General features: G+C 66.2%; 15 protein-coding genes and 3 pseudogenes. 8 read left to right on the top strand and 10 right to left on the bottom strand.

The annotated features are described in order from the left end of the window. Positions 1-49 precede the first annotated feature (49 nt). Positions 50-1183: a fatty acid desaturase family protein gene (locus tag G6N41_RS06225; protein ID WP_020731418.1), complete on the bottom strand. Its 1134-nt coding sequence runs from the start codon at positions 1181-1183 to the stop codon at positions 50-52. A gap of 35 nt (positions 1184-1218) precedes the next feature. Then, positions 1219-2316: a flavin reductase family protein gene (locus G6N41_RS06220; protein WP_198966895.1), complete on the bottom strand. Its 1098-nt coding sequence runs from the start codon at positions 2314-2316 to the stop codon at positions 1219-1221. A 70-nt stretch (positions 2317-2386) separates the two neighbouring features. On the opposite strand from G6N41_RS06220, the gene G6N41_RS06215 reads away from it, so the two are divergent. Continuing rightward, on the top strand, positions 2387-3055 hold the full coding sequence (locus G6N41_RS06215; protein WP_198966894.1) for a TetR family transcriptional regulator: 669 nt from the start codon (positions 2387-2389) through the stop codon (positions 3053-3055). A 184-nt stretch (positions 3056-3239) separates the two neighbouring features. Then, on the top strand, positions 3240-5216 hold the full coding sequence (locus G6N41_RS06210) for a cyclic nucleotide-binding domain-containing protein (protein ID WP_231608860.1): 1977 nt from the start codon (positions 3240-3242) through the stop codon (positions 5214-5216). A gap of 36 nt (positions 5217-5252) precedes the next feature. Here the strand turns inward: G6N41_RS06210 and G6N41_RS06205 are convergent, their stop codons facing one another. Beyond that, a complete protein-coding gene (locus G6N41_RS06205; protein WP_198967742.1) occupies positions 5253-5858 on the bottom strand; it encodes a GNAT family N-acetyltransferase in 606 nt (201 codons plus the stop codon). A 161-nt stretch (positions 5859-6019) separates the two neighbouring features. Here G6N41_RS06205 and G6N41_RS06200 point away from each other — a divergent pair. Continuing rightward, positions 6020-7315 (top strand): annotated as a pseudogene (locus G6N41_RS06200) (acyl-CoA dehydrogenase family protein). A gap of 80 nt (positions 7316-7395) precedes the next feature. Here the strand turns inward: G6N41_RS06200 and G6N41_RS06195 are convergent. Further along, entirely contained in the window at positions 7396-7851 is a 456-nt protein-coding gene (locus G6N41_RS06195) for a MaoC family dehydratase (RefSeq protein WP_198966892.1), read from the bottom strand. A 36-nt stretch (positions 7852-7887) separates the two neighbouring features. Between G6N41_RS06195 and G6N41_RS06190 the strand changes: the two genes are divergently transcribed. After that, the gene (locus G6N41_RS06190) at positions 7888-8385 is read left to right on the top strand and encodes a metallophosphoesterase family protein (RefSeq protein WP_198966891.1); all 498 of its coding nucleotides are present in this window, start codon (positions 7888-7890) and stop codon (positions 8383-8385) included. A gap of 352 nt (positions 8386-8737) precedes the next feature. After that, complete coding sequence (gene ag85C / locus G6N41_RS06185) at positions 8738-9778, top strand: diacylglycerol acyltransferase/mycolyltransferase Ag85C (RefSeq protein WP_198966890.1); 1041 nt, start codon at positions 8738-8740, stop codon at positions 9776-9778. Between the two features lie 78 nt (positions 9779-9856). On the opposite strand, the gene G6N41_RS06180 is transcribed toward ag85C, so the two are convergent. The 5 genes and pseudogenes from G6N41_RS06180 to G6N41_RS06160 form a co-directional block, all read right to left on the bottom strand. Continuing rightward, a complete protein-coding gene (locus G6N41_RS06180) occupies positions 9857-10537 on the bottom strand; it encodes a YoaK family protein (protein ID WP_198966889.1) in 681 nt (226 codons plus the stop codon). Between the two features lie 114 nt (positions 10538-10651). Continuing rightward, complete coding sequence (locus tag G6N41_RS06175; protein WP_198966888.1) at positions 10652-12019, bottom strand: maltokinase N-terminal cap-like domain-containing protein; 1368 nt, start codon at positions 12017-12019, stop codon at positions 10652-10654. After that, positions 12020-13877: pseudogene (gene treS, locus G6N41_RS06170) on the bottom strand (maltose alpha-D-glucosyltransferase). 121 nt (positions 13878-13998) lie between these two features. Continuing rightward, entirely contained in the window at positions 13999-15072 is a 1074-nt protein-coding gene (locus G6N41_RS06165) for a S1C family serine protease (protein ID WP_198966886.1), read from the bottom strand. Positions 15073-15184: 112 nt separating this feature from the next. Continuing rightward, positions 15185-15685 (bottom strand): nuclear transport factor 2 family protein, encoded by a 501-nt coding sequence (locus G6N41_RS06160; RefSeq protein ID WP_011742303.1) that lies wholly within the window; start codon positions 15683-15685, stop codon positions 15185-15187. Positions 15686-15746: 61 nt separating this feature from the next. Between G6N41_RS06160 and G6N41_RS06155 the strand changes: the two genes are divergently transcribed. From G6N41_RS06155 to G6N41_RS29710, 3 genes and pseudogenes are all read left to right on the top strand, one after another. Continuing rightward, complete coding sequence (locus G6N41_RS06155; protein ID WP_198966885.1) at positions 15747-16157, top strand: TIGR03668 family PPOX class F420-dependent oxidoreductase; 411 nt, start codon at positions 15747-15749, stop codon at positions 16155-16157. Between the two features lie 170 nt (positions 16158-16327). Beyond that, positions 16328-18484, top strand: coding sequence for an elongation factor G-like protein EF-G2 (locus G6N41_RS06150; protein WP_198966884.1), 2157 nt, complete (start codon positions 16328-16330; stop codon positions 18482-18484). A 15-nt stretch (positions 18485-18499) separates the two neighbouring features. Further along, positions 18500-18973: pseudogene (locus tag G6N41_RS29710) on the top strand (DUF2231 domain-containing protein); the annotation flags it as partial. Here the strand turns inward: G6N41_RS29710 and G6N41_RS06145 are convergent. Then, on the bottom strand, positions 18974-20608 hold the full coding sequence (locus tag G6N41_RS06145) for a FadD7 family fatty acid--CoA ligase (protein ID WP_038578402.1): 1635 nt from the start codon (positions 20606-20608) through the stop codon (positions 18974-18976). Between the last annotated feature and the right edge of the window lie 245 nt (positions 20609-20853).

Raw genomic sequence — 20853 nt, 5'->3', positions numbered from 1 at the left:
ACAAGGCTTGGTGCGGGTGCCGGCGTCGTCGGTCACCACCGACACGGTGCTAGGCCAACGCGTGCGCTTCCTGTCGATCGGAGCCACGGAATGCCAGTTTGACGATCTTGCGAACAACCGTGCCGAACTGGCGCAGCAGCGGGCCCCGGTTATAAGGAATGCCGTAGCGTTCGCAGATCTCCTGCACCTCGGGGGCAATCTCGGCGTACCGGCGGGCCGGGATGTCGGGGAACAGATGGTGCTCGATCTGGTGGGACAGGTTGCCCGACAGCAGGTGGAAGGTCTTGCCGCCGGTCAGATTGGCCGAGCCCAGCACCTGGCGGAAATACCACTGCCCCCGAGACTCGTTCTGGGTTTCTTCGACGCTGAACTCCTGGGTGCCGTCGGGGAAGTGGCCGCAGAAGATGATCATGTACGACCACACGTTGCGCATCAGGTTCGCCGTGAGATTTCCGGTGAAGACGAACGGCGCAAACGGCCCGGCCAGCAGCGGGAAGGCGACGTAGTCCTTGAGGGTCTGACGTCTGGTCTTTTTCCAGATCTCCGTCAAGGTCTCACGCTTGTCGCGGAGCGTGATCTCGCCGGAGCGAATGCGCTCGGTTTCCAGTTCGTGCAGCGCGACGCCGTACTGGAACAGCACCATCAGCAGGAACGCGTAGACGGGGTTGCCCAAATAGTACGGCTGCCAGGGCTGGTCTTCGCTCATCCGGATGATGCCGTAACCGATATCGCGGTCCATTCCCACGATGTTGGTGTGGGTGTGGTGCATGTAGTTGTGCGAATGCCGCCATTGATCGGCGGGGCAGGCGGTGTCCCACTCGAAGGAGCGCCCGGATATCGCGGGGTCACGCATCCAGTCGTACTGGCCGTGCATGACGTTGTGGCCAATCTCCATGTTGTCCAGGATCTTTGACAAGCCCAGCATTGCGGTGCCCGCCAGCCAGGCCGGTGGCAGTATGCCGGCGAACAGCAGTGCGCGTCCACCGACTTCCAGCGCCCGCTGAGCCTTGATGACGCGGCGGATGTAGTCGGCGTCCGCTTCGCCGAGGTCAGCGATCACGCGTTCCCGGATGGCGTCGAGTTCGCGGCCGAATGCCTCGGCTTGTTCGGGCGTCAGGGCGAAATTCGCGCGGGTTGCGGTGTCTGCGGTTTCTGCAATGGTTGCGATGTTGTTGTTTCCCATGGGTTTCCCCTCCGAAGGTTGATGTGGATTGATGGCTAGAGCGATAGGTCGACGTCGCCGACCGGAACCGATACACAGATCTGGACGTCCTCGTCCGGAGCGACCGATACCGCGCCGGTGACCAGGTTGCGTACCGTGCCGGAGGTCTTGCGCCTCGTGCAGGTGTGGCAGATGCCCATCCGGCAGCCGTTTTCCGGTGCCAGTCCGGCCGATACGGCCTGTTCGAGCAGCGAGCGGCCGTCGTCGACGACGTCAATGCCGCTGTCTGCGAACCTCACCCGGCCGCCGGATGGTTGCGCGGGCGCTTCGATCGGCGCCGGCACGAAGCTTTCGGTGAACACGTTTTCACAGTTCTCCCGCACGGCGTCCACCAAAGTGGTGGGACCGCAAACGAACACCGCGTCCGGGGCGTCCATCGCGGCGGCCAGGTGATCCGGGCCGAATCGGCCGACGAGGTCGCCGCCACCCGATTGGGTGTAGCCGTGCAGAACCCGCACCCCGGGCAGTGCGGCCAGCTCGGTGCGATAGCAGGCCTCGGCGGGATTGCGCGCGTAGTGGATGAAGGTGATCTCGGCACCGTGAATGTGCAGATGGTGCTGGGCAACCAGGGTGCGCAGCATCGCCAGCACGGGCGTGATGCCGCTGCCGCCGGAGACGAACAGGATGCGGCGCGGCCGGCGCTGCGGCAGCACGAAGTCGCCGCCGACACCGGCCAGGCCCACCACCATGCCGCGGCGGGCATGGTCATAGAGATAGGTCGATACCAGCCCGCCGTCGTGGCGACCGATGGTCAGCTCGAGAGTCTCGCCGCCTTCGGCGTTGGCCGGCGAATAGCACCGGGTGTGACGTCGGCCGTCGATATCGACGGTGAGGTTGACGTACTGACCGGCCAGGGGGCCGGTACCCGCCGCCATGGCCGAGCGGAACGTGTCATTGGGGGCCAGCGTGAGGGTGACGCTGCGCGGCGTGGTGCGCCGCACGTCGATGAGCTTGGCGCGGGCCTCGCCCAGCGTCCACGTCGGCTCCACCAACTCGGTGTATCGATCGATTCCGTGCGGACCGGTGAGCAGGTCGACCAGGCCGGAACCCAGGACCCGCTTTGCCAGAGTTTGGGTCAAAGTTTGAGTGAACATATGTACACGATGCGACGGGACGACGCTGTTCGTCAAGGTTTTTCCGCAGCTCTGTGGTAGGGTTCACATAGTGAACGAACGTACTCTTAGCTCACGCCCGCACCGATCGGGCCGCTCCCGGGACAGCCCGTCACGCGAGGAGCGCAAGGAGGCCACCCGGCGCGCCATCATCGCCTCCGCCCTCAAGCTGGTGCATGATCGCAGCTTCAGCGCGCTGAGTCTGCGTGAAGTCACGCGCGAAGCCGGAATCGTGCCAGCCGCGTTCTACCGCCACTTCGAATCGATGGAAGCCCTGGGCTTGGTTCTCATCGACGAGTCGTTCCGAACGCTGCGCGACACCCTGCGCGGCGCGCGGGCGGGCCGCCTGGACCCGAACCGGGTGATCGAATCGTCCGTCGAGATCCTGATAGGCAGCGTGGCCGAACGCCGCGAGCACTGGCGATTCATCGTGCGTGAGCGCTCCACCGGCCTATCGGTGCTGCGCTACGCCATCCGTACCGAGATCCGGCTGATCACCTCGGAACTGGCCACCGACCTGGCGCGGTTTCCCGGGCTCAATGAGTGGAGCACCGAAGACCTCAACATCCTGGCGACGCTGTTCGTCAACGCCATGATTGTCACGGCCGAGGCGATCGAGGACGCGCAGAGCTCCGAGGCGCTCGAGGAGATCCGAAGGATCGCGGTCAAACAGCTGCGGATGGTCGCAATCGGTGTCGCCGGCTGGAAAAGCAGGCCCTGAGTCCGTTTCGGGCTGATGCCGCTTGATCACCCAGGCCCCGAACCGCGTTCGGGCGGCTACCGCTCGAGGTGCGCGGTGGCCCCTCGGCAAACGAGCACTGCGCCAGATTCAAGCCGCTATAGTTCTACGCGTGGCTCTGGCCGCGACTCGCAAGTTGGTGCGCGATCCTCAGCTGCGCAGACTAATGGCGGTATGCGCCACCTTTCTCACCAGTAATTCCGCGCACGGCGTGCTGCTCACCGTCTTCGCCTTCTCGGTGGGCGGTGCCGCCACCGTCGGCGTGGTGACCCTGGTCCGGATGCTGCCCAGCGCACTTCTCGCGCCGCTGGCGGCAACGCTGGCCACCAGTCCACGCCCCCAGGTACACCTGGCAATCGGGGTTGGCGCCCGCGGGATGACAACGATCGCCACCGTCATCGTGGTGGTGTCCGGGGCGCCGCTCGGTGTCGTCTTGGTGGTGCTGGGCGTGGACTCGCTGATGTCGGCGGCCGTGCGTTCCCTGCATGCCGCGCTGGTGGTGCGTCTGGCCACCAGCGTGGCCGAGGCGGCAACCGCCAACGCGGCGACCGGGGTTCTTCTCTATGCCAGCGCCCTGGCCGGGCCGGCGCTGGCCGGGGTGATGCTGGCCTTCGTCGGCGTCGGCTGGGCCTTGACCCTGCCGGCGGCGCTCTTCGTCGTCGGCGCCCTGACGGCGCTACGGATCACCGTGGCGCCCATCGATGACATGCCCGATACCGGCGGTGCCCGGCCATCCGGCGGTGTCGCGCGCGTCCAGCTCAGGGCGGTCGGAGCCGGGTTTCGCGCGATCATCGAAAGTCGTCCGGCCGCCGCGGCGACGACCCTGTTCCTTCTCACCACGACGCTGCTCGACGGCTTCTGGTACGTCGCGAGCGCGCCGTTGGCCGCGGACCAATTTGGGCTCGGCCCAAGCGGTGTCACGACGATCATGACCATCTACGGCGTCGGCGGCCTGCTCGGTGCGGTGGCAATGCTGTCGATCGCGGGACGGGGCGGGCTGGCCCGCATGTTCACCTTGGCCCGGCTCAGCGAGGCGCTCCTGCTCGCGGCGATCGGTGCGGCCAGTCTGCCCGCACTGGGCCTGGTGCTGGCCGCCGGCGTGGGTGGGGGAAGCGCGGCCTCGTGGGCCATCGCACCGACGCTTGTTCAGCGCAGCGTCAACAGAGCCTCGATGGTGACCGCGGCGGCCAGTCTGCAGAGCGTGTCACAGCTGGCGATCGCCGCGGGTGCGGGGATCGCGGCGGTGCTGGTCGACTCGTTGGGACTGACCGGCGCCCTGGCCATCGTCAGTGGCGCCGCGGCGCTGATCACGGTGCTGGCCTGGCCACAGGTGCGCCGCGCCGACAAGCTCAGCGACGACGACAGCGCCAAGCTTGCGGTGATCCGGGCGACCCCGGTGCTGGCCCCGCTGCCCGCACTTGCTCTCGAGCAGCTCGCGCGCACGGCGACGCGGATGGCCGTGCCTGCGGGCTCCGACGTGATCCGCCAGGGCGACCGAGGCGACCGGTTCTACATGATCGCCAGCGGCCTGGCCGACGCCACCGTCAACGGTCGCCGGGTGGCCACCCTTGGTCCCGGCGGGTCGTTCGGGGAGATCGCCTTGCTGCACGACGTGGCGCGCTCGGCCACCGTGACAGCGCGAAAGGACCTCGACCTGGTCGCGGTGGATCGTGCCGAGTTCCTCGCCGCGCTGTCCAGCAACACGGCAGCGGGTCTGCGGCTGGGCGGGCTCGCCCGGACCCGGCTGGGCACCGTGCCCGTCGAGGAGCGCCTCATCGAACTCGGCCCGGATCCCGCACTGAACAGCCATCCGCTGTCCGAGCTGCTCGCCGCGCAGCCGGCGCTGGCGGGCATCGGCGACGGCGCGCTGCGCGAACTCGCCGACACCGCCAAGGTGCTGGCCGCCCCCGACGGTGCGCTCATCACCTGCGAGGGCGACCACGGCGATACCTACTACGTGATCCTCGAGGGCGCAGCCCAGGTCCTCGACGACGGCACCGCGGTGCACCACCTCCGCCCCGGCGAGGGCTTCGGCGAGCAGGCGATCCTGCGCGACGTCCCGCGTACGGCGACCGTGCGAGCGGTGGGCGACACCATCCTGGTGGCCGTGGATCGCGAGGCGTTTCAGCGCGCGCGGCGTTGACACCGGCCGCAACGACGGTGCCGTGACTGGGCCGGCCTACCGCGGATCACGCCACATCGGCCAGATCGACGGGCCACCGTGCGGCAGCGCGATCTCACCGGTAACGGTGAAACCGAAACGCTGGTAATAGGGCACATTTTCGGGCTTGCTCGACTCGAGGTAGGCCGGGCAGTACTCGGCGTCGCAGCGGTCCAGCCGCGACCGCAGCAGCGCCTGACCGAAACCCTGTCCGCGAACCGTCGGGTCGCTGCCGATGGCGGCCAGATACCAGTGTGGTTCTTCGGGGTGTGCGCGCTTCATCGCCGACTGCACGGCACGTCCCACCCCCGTTCGGAACCCGAACACCCGAAGCAAGGCCGGGGTCATCGCCAGTTCCCCGAGCCGTGTCTCGCGCCATTGGTTCGGCGGATCCCACAATGCCGCCGCGCCGATACCCGGTCCGTCGCAGGCCACCTCAACGCCACCGCGGGCCAGATGGTGGTGGCGTGTCATGGCCGCGAACAACCGGCACAATTGCGCGGTCCGGGCCCGGTCACCGGGAAACAGCCACGTCATCACGGGATCGTCGTAGAAAGCCCGGGCCATGGTTCGGGACAGCTCACGGATATCGGCCTGCTGTACCGGACGCGCCTGTGGGGTCATCTCAGCGAGGGTATCTGGGACCGCCATGGCATCGCCGGGTCACCGTACCGCCGGGCGGCCCGATCCCGCCTGATACCCAGCAGCTCCACCACGCCCTTACGATGGGGTGGCTCCATCATCGATGCCGGTGCGGCGCTGCGCCGGGGAACGGTTGACCTACGGTGTGGGACTTCGAAACAGACCCCGAATACCAGGCGAAGCTGGACTGGGTCCAAGAGTTCATGGTCAACGAACTCGAACCACTGGATCTGGTAGCTCTCGATCCCTATGACAAGAAGAACCCCGAGACGATGGCCGTCCTGCGGCCGTTGCAGCAGCAGGTGAAGGACCAGGGGCTCTGGGCCGCTCACCTGCGACCGGAACTCGGCGGGCAGGGGTTTGGCCAAGTCAAGCTTGCGCTGCTGAACGAAATCCTCGGACGCTCGCGCTGGGCGCCCTCGGTGTTCGGTTGTCAGGCACCAGACTCGGGTAACGCCAAGATCCTGGCGCTGTTCGGCACCGAGGACCAGAAGGCCCGCTACCTGTAACCGCTGCTGGACGGCGAAATCACCTCCTGCTACTCGATGACAGAACCTCAGGGAGGTTCGGATCCAGGGTCGTTCGTCACGGCCGCCACCCGCGACGGAGACAGCTGGATCATCAACGGGGAGAAGTGGTTTTCCACCAACGCCAAGCACGCCTCGTTCTTCATCGTGATGGCCGTGACCAACCCGCAGGCCCGCACCTACGAGAAGATGTCGCTGTTCATCGTCCCGGCGGAGACACCCGGTATCGAGATCGTCCGCAACGTCGGCGTCGGGACCGAATCGAGCAAGCACACCAGCTACGGCTACGTCCGCTACCACGATGTTCGGGTGCCAGCCGATCATGTACTCGGCGGTGAAGGCCAGGCGTTCATGATCGCGCAGACGCGACTCGGCGGCGGTCGCATTCACCACGCGATGCGCACAATTACATTGGCACGCAGAGCCTTTGACATGATGTGCGAACGCGCCGTATCCAGGCAGACCAGACACGGCCGGCTTTCCGACTTGCAGATGACGCATGAGAAGGTCGCCGACAGCTGGATCCAGATCGAGCAGTTCCGACTACTGGTGCTGCGCACGGCGTGGCTGATCAACAAGCACCACGACTATCAGAAGGTGCGTCGCGACATCGCGGCGGTAAAGGTCGCAATGCCACAGGTGCTGCACGACGTGGTGCAGCGCGCCATGCACCTGCACGGCGCGCTCGGCGTTTCCGACGAGATGCCGTTCGTCAAGATGATGGTGGCCGCCGAATCGCTGGGCATCGCCGACGGCGCCACCGAACTGCACAAGATGACGGTGGCACGCCGGACACTGCGCCAATACGAGCCTGTTACAACGCCGTTCCCGTCACAGCACATACCCACCCGGCGAGCGGCGGCCGAGGCGCGGCTGGCCGAGCGCCTGGAACACAGCATCGCGGAGTTCTAACACCGGACGCCGGCCGCTCGGCGTCCGGATGCCGAAAAGTGGTGCGGCGACTGGATTCTCACGGCCCCCGCCCCGGCCGGTCAGGTGACGTACCGGACGACGCTTTCTGCCACACAGGCCGGCTTACCGGCCCCTTCGACCTCGACGGTCGTGGCAACCGTCGCCTGGACCGCGCCGTTGCCGACGTCTTCAACACCGACCAGCGAACTCTGGGCGCGCACCCTGGAACCGACCGGCACCGGGGCGGGGAATCGAACCTTGTTGAGCCCGTATTTGATTGCCAGCTTTATGCCCTTGACCGTGTACATCTCGTGCTGCAGGCGAGGTAACAGCGACAGGGTCATGAAGCCATGTGCGATGGTGGTGCCGAATGGCCCCTTGGCCGCTCTTTCCGGGTCGACATGGATCCACTGATGATCTCCCGTCGCATCGGCAAACAGGTTGACGTCTTCCTGAGTGATCGTCACCCAGTCGCTTTGCCCGATGGTTTCACCCGCAGCGGCAGCAAGGTCGGCGACGGATTCGAAGGTGCGCATGGCTGTCTCCTCTGCTCGTGGGTAAGCATAGAACTTGTGAAGCTACTGCTGATCGCCGATACGCACGTCCCCAAGCGCGCCCGCGACCTACCCGACCAGGTATGGAAGCAAGTCGCCCGGGCAGACGTGGTGATCCACGCGGGCGACTGGGTAACCGTCGAGTTGCTCGACGAACTGCAGAGCAGGGCGGCCCGGCTGGTGGGCTGCTGGGGAAACAACGACGGACCCGATCTGCGCAGCCGGTTACCGGAGCGGGCGGACGTCGTGCTGGCGGGTCTGCGCTTCACCGTCGTTCACGAGACCGGCGCGGCGGGCGGTCGCGAGGCCCGGATGTCTCGGCTCTATCCCGATAGCGACGTAATGGTGTTCGGTCACAGTCATATCCCGTGGGACACCACAACCAGCACCGGTTTACGGCTGCTGAATCCGGGGTCTCCCACCGATCGTCGCCGAGCTCCCCATTGCACTTACATGACCGCGACAGTCGAAAGCGGCGCGCTTGCCGGGGTCACCCTGCACAACATCGAAAAGTAGCCGCTTCCATCGCGCATATTCTTCAAATATGCACGACTACAATGGTTTTGAGTTGCGCACCAAAGTAGCTCGAAAGTGCCCATGACGGGCAATGAACACCCGAAACATCGCAAATTCGCGTTACCGAATTACGAAGCAAATAGCGCATCGCGGCCGAATTCTTCAAGTTTTCAACACCAATCTGAGCATCAATCGTTATCGTGTCGAATCGACTCGGCGCCGATTCTCAATCGTTAGATAACCGCGACATTCTTCTCCGGCCGCGACAGACGAATTGGGGCGCGGCCCTGTGTTTCACTCGCCCAGACAGATTTGACCGTGCCGTGCGGCAGATGAAAGTTGGGTAGGAGCTATGAAGTTCGTTGAGAAGTTGCGTGGCGCAGCGGCCGGCGCTCCGCGCCGGCTGACCATCGCGGCCATAGGGGCTGCCCTGTTGTCCGGACTTGTTGGGGCCGTGGGTGGCGCGGCGACCGCCGGGGCATTTTCCAGGCCGGGTCTGCCGGTGGAATACCTGCAGATTCCGTCGGCGGCGATGGGCCGCGACATCAAGGTTCAGTTCCAGGGCGGTGGAGCGCACTCGGTCTACCTGCTCGATGGGCTACGGGCGCAGGACGACTACAACGGTTGGGACATCAACACTCCCGCCTTCGAGGAGTACTACGACTCCGGGTTGTCGGTGGTGATGCCCGTCGGCGGCCAGTCCAGTTTCTACAGCGACTGGTACCAGCCCTCTCAGGGCAACGGTCAGGGCTACACCTACAAGTGGGAGACCTTCCTGACCCGGGAGATGCCCGCCTGGTTGCAGGCCAACAAGGGCGTCTCGCCAACCGGCAATGCGGCGGTGGGCCTTTCGATGTCGGGCGGTTCGGCGCTTGTTCTGGCTGCCTACTACCCCCAGCAGTTCCCCTACGCCGCGTCCTTGTCGGGATTCCTGAACCCCTCCGAGGGCTGGTGGCCGACGCTGATCGGTCTGGCGATGAACGACTCGGGTGGCTACAACGCCAACAGCATGTGGGGCCCGTCCACCGACCCGGCCTGGAAGCGCAATGACCCGATGGTCCAGATTCCGCGCTTGGTCGCCAACAACACCCGCATCTGGGTCTACTGCGGCAATGGCACCCCCAGCGACCTCGGTGGCGACAACATGCCGGCGAAGTTCCTGGAAGGCCTGACGCTGCGCACCAACCAGACCTTCCGGGACACCTACCTGGCCTCGGGTGGGCGCAACGGGGTGTTCAACTTCCCGACCAATGGCACGCACTCGTGGCCCTACTGGAACCAGCAGCTGGTTGCCATGAAGGGCGAAATCCTCAAGGTGCTCAACGGGCCTGCGGTCCCGGCGGCTCCGGCTGCCCCGGAGGCTCCCGCCGCCCCGGTCGCTCCGGCCGCCTGAGGGCTCGCTAGCTCCAAAACCTGTATCGGCAGCAGCGCAACGGCCAGCGCTGCTGCCGATGCTTTTTTGGTGGCGCGGCTACTTCAACAGGGCCCGACGGTCGGAGTGAAAATAGGTGAAGCCGGTTGTCAGCGCGCACACCGTTGAGGCGACCGCGAGCATCTGGGTTCCGCTGACCACCAAGCTGATGGTCCCACCCACGGTGGCGCCGAGAATGAAGCTGCCGAGCAACATGAAGTAACCCAGCCAGTCCGCCGCCTGTCCACCGGCGATATGGCGTTCGATGCCCTGCCCCATCTTGACCAACGTCCCGGTCACGTAACTCAACGGTACCGACACCTGGCCGTCCTTGACGAACGACGTGTTCAGCGAACCCACACCGAAGACCACGAGCATGATCGGCAGGAAGTCCAGCTGGCCGCCTTCCCATCCGCCGATGACGATGTCCAGGGCCGTCGCGGCGACCAGGCTGAAGGTGGTCAGCACGGTCGGGCCGTGCGGGTGATCCACCCAGAAGTGCCGTCTGCACACCGATGCGACCACGACTCCCACCAGGAAACACACCATTAGCAGCCCAGCCGTGACCGAAAGCCACACGTCGTCCCGAAAGTAGCCCAGCACGGCTCGTTGGGCGTTTCCCGTCATGAACGTCACGAAGTAGCCGGCAGAGTGGGTGAAAGCGGTTGCACCCAGCACGCCGGCCAGCACCGCCAGCACCCAGGACAGTCGCGCCTCGCTGTCGAAAATGTCACTCCTCACCCAGCCATGCTGTCAGACCCATTCGACGACCGCAGAAATCAGCAGGCCAGACCATGCCCGTTCGGGCGCGCCACAGTCACCGGCCGGGCGCCGGCGGCCGGTGCGCCCGCCGACCTAGGTGGCGGTGAGCCGCGCGATCGAGCGCAGCGGGATCGGCAGCCAGCCGGGCCGGTGCCGCGACTCATAGCCGGCCTCATAGACGGCCTTGTCGAGTTCGTAGGCGGCCAGCAGCAGCTCCGAATCCCGCGGATCGTTTCCCGAGGCGGCCGCATAGCCTTCGCAGAACGCGGTGCGGTTGCGGGTGATCCATTCCCGGGCGCGAGCCGCCAGCTGCTTATCGTCGGCGTGGTCGACCAGCGGCCCATAGGCGGCGTACTCGAACGAGCGCAAGACCCCCGCGACGTCCCGCAGCGGCGAATCGGGGGCCCGCCGCTCCCGCAGCGGCTGCCCCGGTTCGCCTTCGAAGTCGATCAGCACCCAGCTCTCCGGCGTGCGCAGAACCTGCCCCAGATGCAGATCCCCATGCACGCGCTGAACGCTGATCGTCTCGTCGACCAGCTTGACGAACCGTTCTTCGATGGTGCCGGCGTACTGCTGCAGTTCGGGCACCGCCGCAGCGGTCGACGACAACCGCGCCAGCACTTGGTCCACCGGGAAGGTGGCCTGTGCCGTCCCCAGCTGCTCGGCCAGGGTCGCGTGCACCGACGCGACCGCTTCACCGAGCCGGCGGGACTCGCCGGCAAAGTCGCCGCCGACTTCGTGTGCGTACAGGTCGCCCTCGGCGAACAGGTCACGGACGCTGGCGGTGGCCATCGCCCAGCCTCCGGCCGCGTTGGCCGCGTAGGCGGTTGCCATGCCCAGCGGGCACGCGGCCTCCGGGGGCTCGCCGGGGATGCCGATTTCGTAGGTGCCCAGCAGCCGCGCCACGTGCGGATTGTGCGCCCGGCCCAGCACCCGGTTGAGTTCGATGTCGGGATTGATCCCGCTGCTCACCCGGCGGAAGACCTTCAGGATCGCGGCCTGCCCGCGGTCGAATATCACGCTGGTATTGCTTTGTTCGGCGTCAGAGACCCGCGGGTAGGCATCCAGCGGCAGCTCGACATCGGGCTCGCGAGCGAAGCTGACCTGCCCGTCGGACGAACTTCGCACGGCCGACGAGTCGATCAGCGAGAGCAGAACCTGCGGCGCCACCGGGTCATAGAGGGCGTCGAAGCCGGTGTGGTCGTCGGCGGAGCCGATGGTGGCCAGCGTGCTGAATTCCGAGACCGGCCCGGCATCCCAGCGCACCAGCACCTGGTAGCGCTCCGCGAAGCCCTCCGTGTAGCTGACATCCACAAGCACCAGGTCCAGATCATCGCGCAGCGCCACCACCGCACCCGGTTCGGCGGCGACCAGTTCGCGGTTGCGTCCGGCGTACCAGCGTTGCTGCGGGAGCCATTCCGACCAGGGCAGCTTGGCTGCAAGCGTGGCTGGCGAGTTCATTTAGCGCCGCTCCTTCTCATTGCTTGGTCCCCCGCAAGCGGGCGGTGCCCCCAGTGCATCGTCACCGGCGCGGTCATCGTTCCTCCTCGGATGCGGACAGCTGAAACCAGTAGAACCCGTGCCCCGGAAGGGTGAGCAGGTAAGGCAGGTGCCCGATTTTGGGAAATTCCACCTGCCCGGTCAGCTCGACGGGCGTGTAGCTGTTCCACTGCTGCAGGTTGAGCTCGATGGGCTGCGGGAAGCGCGACAAGTTGTTCACACACAGCACGACGTCCCCATCTTCGCCGGCCGGTCCCGGGGCCTCGCGCACGTAGGCCAGGATCGACGGGTTGGAGCCGCCCAGCTCCTGGAACGTGCCGACGGCGAACGCGTTGTGGCGGCGTCGTACCGCCAGCATGGTGCGGGTCCAGTTCAACAGCGATGTCGAGGTGTCCCGTTGCGCCTCGACATTGACCGCCTGATACCCGTAAACGGAGTCCTGGCTTGGGGGCAGGTACAGCCGGCCCGGGTTCGCGGTGGAGAAACCGGCGTTGCGGTCCGGGGTCCACTGCATCGGAGTCCGCACCCCGTCGCGATCCCCCAACCAGATGACGTCGCCCATGCCGATTTCGTCGCCGTAGTAGAGCACCGACGAGCCGGGCAGCGAGAGCAGCAGCGCATTGAACAGCTGGATCTGGTTGCGGTCATTCTCCAGCAACGGCGCCAGCCGGCGGCGGATCCCGACGTTCGCTTTCATCCGCGGGTCCTTGGCGTACTCCGCGTACATGTAGTCGCGTTCTTCGTCGGTGACCATTTCCAGCGTCAACTCGTCATGGTTGCGCAAGAAGATTCCCCACTGTGCCATATCGGGGATGGGCGGGGTCTTTGCCAGAATCTCCGAGATCGGAAACCGCGATTCACGGCGGACCGCCATGAAGATGCGCGGCATCAGCGGGAAGTGAAAGGCCATATGGCATTCGTCGCCACCGGTGCTGGCCTCACCGAAGTACTCGACGACGTCGGCCGGCCACTGATTGGCCTCGGCCAGCAACACCCGGCCCGGGAATTCGTCGTCCACTACCTTGCGGACGCGCTTGAGGAAGGCGTGCGTCTCGGGCAGGTTCTCGCAGTTGGTTCCTTCCCGCTCGAACAGGTAGGGAACGGCGTCCAACCGGAATCCGTCGATCCCCAGGCCCAGCCAGAACCGCAGGACGTCGATCATCGCCTCTTGCACGGCCGGGTTGTCATAGTTCAGGTCCGGCTGATGGGAGAAAAACCGGTGCCAGTAGAACTGGCGGCGCACGGGATCGAAAGTCCAGTTGGACTCTTCGGTGTCCACGAAAATGATCCGGGCGTCGGTGTATTTCTCGCTGCTGTCGCTCCAGACGTAGTAGTCCCCGTAGGGGCCGTCGGGGTCGTGCCGAGACTCCTGAAACCACGGGTGCGATTCCGAAGTGTGGTTCATCACCAGGTCGGTGATCACCCGGATGCCGCGCCGGTGGGCCGCGTCTACCAGGGCAACGAAGTCGCCGACGGTGCCGAACTCCGGCAAGACCTTGTAGAAGTCCCGGATGTCATAGCCGCCGTCACGCAGGGGCGAATCGTAGAACGGGGGCAACCAGATGCAATCGATACCCAGCCACTGCAGATAGTCCAGGCGCTGCATCAGGCCGCGCAGGTCGCCGGAACCGTCGGCGGTGCCGTCGTAGAACGCCCGGACCAGTACCTCGTAGAAGACCGCGTGTTTGAACCAGGTTGGGTCGGCGGGCAGCGCGGCCGCGTTGCCGAAATCCTTGGCATCGGGGTGTTCGACCACACCTCCCTCGACGTGGCTGCCCTCGGCTGGATTGTGCTCGATGGTGTTGGTTGCCTCGTTCATCAATTCCACGATGCCACGGGTACCCGAGGCGCAACCACAAGAATCACGCCAAGATCGATGCGCGCAATCACGCCCGGTGCCATGCGAATTGGCTGACCGACGCGAAGAAGCCGCAGCGAGATCAGGCGGGCGGGCCCTCGGCAAGCGTCACGTTTTCGGTGCGCTGCCCACCCGAATTGGATGTCCAGCTGATCGAGACGATGTCGCCAGGGTGGTGCCCGTTGAGCGCATCCGACATCGCGGTCGCCGAGTTGATCGGGGCGCCGCCGAGTGCGGTGATGATGTCGCCGGTGGAGATGCCGACCACCGCCGCCGGAGCGCTGCCAACCACGCGCGCAACCTTGGCCCCGGTGCCGTTGTTGTCGACGACACCCACACCGAGGAAGGCGGTGGGCCCGATGTGCACCGTGGGCGACCCGCCGCCGGAGCGGATCTGTCCGGCGATGCCCATCGCCTGTCCGATCGGGATGGCGAAGCCCGCTCCGCCACCGGACATCTGGAAGTTGTCGGAGGCGGCGGTGTTCATGCCGACCACCTGACCCATGTTGTTGACGATCGGCCCGCCGGAGTCACCGGGGGCGATCGCGGCGTCCACCTGAATCAACCCGTTGAGCGTCTCTTCGGCGCCGGTCAGCGCGTCGGATGCCTCGACGGTCTGGTCCAGTGCGACCACGCGTCCGGGCACCGCGCGGGGCGTACCGCCCTGCCCGCCGGTGTTGCCCATCGCCACGATCGGCTCACCAACGGAGACGCCGCCGCCGATCGCGGCGGCGGGAAGGCCACCCGCGCCGCGCATCTGCAGCACCGCGACGTCGCGGGTGCGGTCGTAACCGACCACGTCGACGCCGTAGGTGCGGCCGTTACCGACACTGAAGACGGAGATGTCGGTGGCGCCCGAGATCACGTGGTTGTTGGTCAGCACGACGCCGGCGGGATCGATGATGATGCCCGTTCCGGCCCCGACCGCGTTGTTGTAGCCGAGCTTGGTGTTGACGTTGACGACCTGCGGGCCGACCTGCGCGACCATCGCTGAGGGGTCAAGCGGCAGTGTCGGGAAGTCGGCGAACCGATCCAGCGCCAGGTTCGACGGCGCCGCGTGCGCCGGCGCCGGCACGGTGGCCAGGCCCAGTCCCAGCACGGCCAGTACCGCCACTAGCCATGACCACCTCGGTGAGTGGTGGCGCAATTTACTCATCCCGCATCCTCCTGCGTCGGGGTAAGAATCAGAGAATTGTCCCAGCCTTCAGGTCCGGGCAGCAAAAACTAGTCTTACGAGAATAGTCCAAGGATAGCGATGTGTGGCCTTGCTAAGGCCCAGATCGCCGGTTATTCGCCGAGGTCGACGGACCGGGCTCCAGCGCATACCTGAGGTGGTGGCTGACGTCACCCACCATGTCGATCAGAGTCAGGTCGCGGTAGGAAAACCGCCATTTGCCGTCGACGCAGGCGAAACGGTCGTGGTAGCGGCCCGTGACGATCGGCTGTAGCGGGAAGTCGTCGACCTGCTGAAAAACGGTGTAGTAGCTGCGACAACGAGCGATTCCGCACTGCGGGTCGATCTCGATGATCGGATTGCTGACCACGTGCTTGGTGCGCGGCGTCCCGTTGGGATACACAATGATCAGGGCCTCCCAGATCTTCAACAATCCCGCCGCATCGACGGTGTCCTGACCGCCGTCCTGATCACCGTCCGCGGCGATTCGGATGCGGGCGTGCTCGAAGAGCGCGGCGGCCGCCGGCAAATCGCCGGCGTCGATGCATTCGGCATAGCGATAGAGCAGGTTGGCGATCTGAGTCTCCGCCCGCATCGAGCAACGGTAGCGCGCCGGCCAGACCGACCGGCCCCACTCCGGGCCGTAGGCTGGGCCGGTGGGCGAAGTGTTCGACCCCGCGGTCAGGTTCACACAATCCCCGGTGGCGCGGTTGGCAACGGTCAGACCCGAGGGCATTCCCCATGTGGTGCCGGTGGTTTTCGCGGTCGACAACGACCTGATCTTCACTGCCGTCGACGCGAAGCCGAAATCCACCCGCAGGCTGCGCCGGCTCACCAACATTGAGCGCACGCCGCAAGTCAGCCTGCTGGTCGACCATTACGACGACGACTGGACGCAGTTGTGGTGGGTCCGCGCCGACGGAGTCGCCCAAATCCATCCAGCCGGAGCGGTGCTGCACACGGGTTACCGGCTGCTGCGCGCAAAGTACGCCCAATACCAATCGATGCTGCTGGATGGGCCGGTTATCTGCGTAGCCGTGCGGCGCTGGTCCAGCTGGCACGCGTGACCCGCCCCGCGCGTGGTGGCATCTGGTCTCCGGTCCGCTCCGGTAGGCGCCCGTTACCGACCCTTATGTTGCGGGGCAGTTGAGAGAAAAGTTGCTACTGCGTCCTGTGGGCTGGAACACACCGCGTACGGGAGTGGGCGGACAACCCCGGGAAGAACGGGAGGCAAGTCATGGCCGACAGAGCGGGTAGTTCCTCGGGTTCGGGAACTGCGCCTACCGCCGAAGGTCCGGACGCTATCCGCAACGTGGTTCTGGTCGGACCGTCCGGGGGCGGGAAAACCACCCTCGTAGAAGCGCTTTTGGTGTCCGCCGGAGTGCTCTCTCGCCCCGGCTCGGTAACCGACGGCACCACGGTCTGCGACTTCGACGAAGCGGAGATCCGTCAACAGCGCTCGGTCGGCCTGGCTGTCGCCGCACTGTCACACCAGGGCATCAAGGTCAATCTGGTCGACACCCCCGGCTATGCCGACTTCGTGGGTGAACTGCGCGCCGGGCTGCGCGCCGCGGACTGCGCGCTATTTGTCATCGCGGCAAACGAGGGTGTGGACGAGCCGACGAAGTCGCTCTGGCAAGAATGCAGCCAGGTTGGCATGCCGCGGGCGGTGGTGATCACCAAACTCGACCACGCGCGAGCGAACTACGCGGAGGCGTTGGCTGCCGCCCAGATCGCGTTCGGGGACAAAGTACTGCCGCTGTATCTACCGACCAGCGACGGCTTGATCGGCTTGTTGTCCCAAACCCAGTACGCCTACGCAAACGGCACGCGCTGCGAGACGGCACCCGGAGCTTCGGACGTCGACCGGATAGAGGAGGCCCGCGGGTCCCTGATCGAGGGAATCATCGAAGAGTCCGAGGATGAGTCGCTGATGGAGCGCTACCTCGGTGGCGAGCAGATCGACGAATCGATCCTGATCGAGGATCTGGAGAAGGCCGTTGCGCGGGGCTCGTTTTTTCCGGTGATCCCGGTGTGCGCCAGCACCGGTGTCGGCACGCTGGAACTGCTCGAAGTTGCCACGCGGGGCTTCCCCTCGCCCCGCGAACATCCGCTGCCGGAGGTCTTCACCCCACAGGGCGCCACCCACGCCGACTTGGCCTGCGACGTTGACTCGCCGTTGCTCGCCGAAGTGGTCAAGACGACGTCGGACCCCTACGTCGGCAGGGTCAGCCTGGTCCGGGTCTTCGCCGGAACCATCAAGCCCGATGCCACGGTTCACGTGTCAGGTCACTTCTCATCCTTTTTCGGCAGTGCCAACGGGAACGGCGCGGCCGCCAGCACACACCCTGACCACGACGAGGACGAACGCATCGGGGTGCTGTCGTTTCCGCTCGGAAAACAGCAACGTCCGGCCACCAAAGTGGTGGCCGGTGACATCTGCGCGATCGGCAGGCTGAGCCGGGCCGAAACCGGCTACACCCTGTCGGACAAGTCCGAACCGCTGGTGCTGAAGCCCTGGACCATGCCGGAGCCGCTACTACCGATGGCCATTGAAGCCCATGCCAAGACCGACGAGGACAAACTCGCGGTCGGACTGAGCCGGCTGGCCGCCGAAGACCCAACGCTGCGCATCGAGCAGAACCAGGAGACCCACCAGATCGTGCTCTGGTGCATGGGCGAGGCCCATGCCGGCGTGGTACTCGACGCGCTCGCCAACCGATACGGCGTCACCGTCGACACCGTCGAGCTGCGGGTGCCGTTGCGCGAAACCTTCAGCGGCAACGCCAAGGGGCACGGCCGGCACGTCAAGCAGTCCGGTGGGCACGGCCAGTACGGGGTCTGCGACATCGAAGTGGAACCGCTTCCGGAGGGCTCGGGGTTCGAGTTCCTCGACAAGGTGGTCGGTGGAGCGGTGCCACGTCAGTTCATTCCCAACGTGGAGAAGGGCGTCCGAGCCCAGATGGCCAAGGGCGTGCACGCCGGGTACCCGGTTGTCGACATCCGGGTGACGCTGCTCGACGGCAAAGCCCACAGCGTCGACTCATCGGATTTCACCTTCCAGATGGCCGGTTCACTGGCGCTGCGAGAGGCGGCCGCCGCAACCAGGGTGACGCTGCTGGAACCGATCGACGAGATCGCGGTGCTCGTGCCCGACGATTACGTCGGCACCATCATGGGCGACCTGTCCGGACGTCGCGGCCGGGTGCTCGGCACCGACACGGTGGGCCACGAACGCACGGTGGTCAAGGCCGAGGTGCCGCAGGTCGAATTGACCAGGTACGCCATCGATTTGCGCTCCCTGGCCCACGGGGCGGCGTCGTTCACCCGCTCCTTCGCCCGCTATGAGCCGATGCCCGAATCCGCCGCCGCCCGCGTGAAGACTCACGCATAGCGGCCCGGCGGATTCATGTCGACCATCAACGGACTGCCCGCGCACATCCTGCTCAATCACCTGGTCGTGGTGCTGGGTCCGCTGACCGCGATCCTGGCCATCGTGTGTGCCTTGTGGACACCGGCACGGCAGCGATTTGTCTGGCTGACGCTGCTGCTGGCGGTCATCACACTCATCGCGACCCCGATCACCGCTGACGCCGGTGCATGGCTTCAGGCTCGGCTGGGCCCGTCACCGCTGGTAGAAAAGCACCAAGAACTCGGTGAGACCCTGACCTATTTCATGGCGGTCCAGGCGTTGGCCGTCGCCCTGCTGGTGGTCATGCATGTTCGCCGGGAACGGGGGCGTGCGGTCAACACCGCGACGCACCTGACGATCACCGCGCTGGTGATCGTCGCCGCCGCGGCCACGCTCGTCGCGACCTACCGGGTCGGCGATTCCGGCGCGCAGGCCGCCTGGGGTTCCATCGCTTCGGCGCCGGGACCCTACTTAGGCCTGCCCGCCGAACTGTTGGGCCACCGCGCGCCGGTCCAGCGACCCCTTCGCGGTATGCGGCAGCTCACTGGCCATCTGGAAGGTGGCCGGAATTTCGAAGGACGCCAGCTTCTCCCGGCAGAATTCGGTGAGTTCCTGCGCAGTGGGCGCGGGCTCACGCGGCACGATCACCGCCGCGACCGCTTCCCCGTAGAGCGCGTCGGGGACGCCGAAGACCGCGTTCTCCAGCACCCCGGGGTGGCTGGCCAGCACCCCTTCGACGCGTTCCGGGGAAATCTTCTCCCCGCCCCGGTTGATCAGTTCCTTGATCCGGCCGCGGATGCTGAGGTCGCCCGCCTGCGACAGGGTTCCGAGGTCGCCGGTGCGTAGCCAGCCGTCGGTGAAGTTTGCCGCGGTGATCTTCGGGTCACCGAGGTAGCCGCGCACCACCGTGGGGCCGTGCAACCAGACTTCGCCGACGGCGCCGGGCCCGACCGGATGCCCGTCGGGCCCGACGATCCGGATTTCGGGCCCCGTTGATCGACCGACCAGACCGGTTGACTCAGCGGGGTTTTCGTCGCAGCCGCTGCCCTCGACACCGGTGCTTGCCACCTGGTGGGTGGCCTCGGTCATGCCGAATGCGCACAACACCGGGGCGGAGAACTCGTCATGCAACGCTTGCGCGGTTTCGGGCGTGAGTGGCGCGCTGCAACTGCGGATGAAGCGCAATGCGGCGCGAGTCCGGCCGGACGAGTCGGCTTCCCGTTCCGTCTTGGCGCGCTCCAACAAGATCTGGTGGATCGTGGGCACCGCGGTGTACCAGGTGGCGTGCGCGACGTGAATGTCGTCCCAGAATGTGTGCGCCGAGAATTTTCCGCGAGCCGGCAGCAGCACCGTGCCCCCCGAGACCAGGGTCGACAGCAACGCGGCCATCAGGCCGTGGCCGTGGTACAGCGGCATCACCGCAACCGTCGCGTCCTGTGGACTCAGCCGATATCCCGCGATGATGGAGCGTATCGAGGTGGCGATGTTGGCGCGCGTCCAGGGAACCATCTTCGGCAGCCCCGTGGTTCCCCCGGTGAACATGATCATGGCGTCGTCGGCCCGCAGCCCCTGGGGCGCCGACGCCACCGCGGTAGGCTCGCCGGCGGCGTCCAAATGGACCGACAGGATGCCGGTATCGCGCGCCACACTCACCGCGATCGGCCACCATCGAACCGCCGGTTCATCCCGGTCGCCGGGTCCGGTGCCGTCGATGAGCACCACGCGTGCCCCTGCGGCCCCGGCGCGGGCGCGTTGGTCAGCGACCGGCAGCGCCGGATCCAGCGGAACGACGATCAGATTCGCGCGTGACGCGGCCAGCAGCGCGACCACGAACTCGAGGTTGCTGCCCGAGCGCAACGCCACCCGCTCCCCCGGCCGCAGGCCGGCCCGAGTCAGCTGCCCGGCGAGGTCGTCGACCAGGCGGACCAGGTCGCGATAGCTGACCGCGACACGATCGGCGGTGAAGATGACCGCGGTTGCCTCCGGCAGCTGGGCCGCCGCCAGCTCCACCAGGTCCGCCAGCCGAGGGCCGGCGGCCGAGTCGCAGGGTTGAGTCCCGACGTGCGCGGCCACTGCCTGGCCGCTGGTGATCGAGTCCGATGCCATCGCGTGCACTCCCTCCAGGTATTACCGGTGCAGTTGGCACCTGATCAGCACCCTGCCGGTGATCGGTACGCGTTGTCCAATACTGACCGGCTACCAGTCGATAGCCGACGGCTATCGAGTCGCGGTGGTGCCGGCCTACGCCGTGGCCGCCGCTCGATAGACGGAGTGAATCGTCGGATAGAGAACCGGTCTTGGACACAGCGGGGGCACCCGATAAGAGTGGTGATCAAGCCACCGGCCACCAA

Origin of the sequence: Mycobacterium shottsii, assembly GCF_010728525.1 — a bacterium.
Taxonomy (GTDB): domain Bacteria; phylum Actinomycetota; class Actinomycetes; order Mycobacteriales; family Mycobacteriaceae; genus Mycobacterium; species Mycobacterium marinum.
Note: the sequence above shows the minus strand (reverse complement) of the source record. Positions and strands in the feature narration are given on the sequence as shown.

Bases quoted from the DNA above. Each gene is read 5' to 3' on its own strand.
- G6N41_RS06225 (WP_020731418.1), bottom strand. From the start codon at position 1,183: ATGGGAAACAACAACATCGCAACCATTGCAGAAACCGCAGACACCGCA.
- G6N41_RS06220 (WP_198966895.1), bottom strand. From the start codon at position 2,316: ATGTTCACTCAAACTTTGACCCAAACTCTGGCAAAGCGGGTCCTGGGT.
- G6N41_RS06210 (WP_231608860.1), top strand. From the start codon at position 3,240: ATGGCGGTATGCGCCACCTTTCTCACCAGTAATTCCGCGCACGGCGTG.
- G6N41_RS06205 (WP_198967742.1), bottom strand. From the start codon at position 5,858: ATGACCCCACAGGCGCGTCCGGTACAGCAGGCCGATATCCGTGAGCTG.
- G6N41_RS06195 (WP_198966892.1), bottom strand. From the start codon at position 7,851: ATGCGCACCTTCGAATCCGTCGCCGACCTTGCTGCCGCTGCGGGTGAA.
- ag85C (WP_198966890.1), top strand. From the start codon at position 8,738: ATGAAGTTCGTTGAGAAGTTGCGTGGCGCAGCGGCCGGCGCTCCGCGC.
- G6N41_RS06175 (WP_198966888.1), bottom strand. From the start codon at position 12,019: ATGAACTCGCCAGCCACGCTTGCAGCCAAGCTGCCCTGGTCGGAATGG.
- G6N41_RS06165 (WP_198966886.1), bottom strand. From the start codon at position 15,072: ATGAGTAAATTGCGCCACCACTCACCGAGGTGGTCATGGCTAGTGGCG.
- G6N41_RS06160 (WP_011742303.1), bottom strand. From the start codon at position 15,685: ATGCGGGCGGAGACTCAGATCGCCAACCTGCTCTATCGCTATGCCGAA.
- G6N41_RS06150 (WP_198966884.1), top strand. From the start codon at position 16,328: ATGGCCGACAGAGCGGGTAGTTCCTCGGGTTCGGGAACTGCGCCTACC.
- G6N41_RS06145 (WP_038578402.1), bottom strand. From the start codon at position 20,608: ATGGCATCGGACTCGATCACCAGCGGCCAGGCAGTGGCCGCGCACGTC.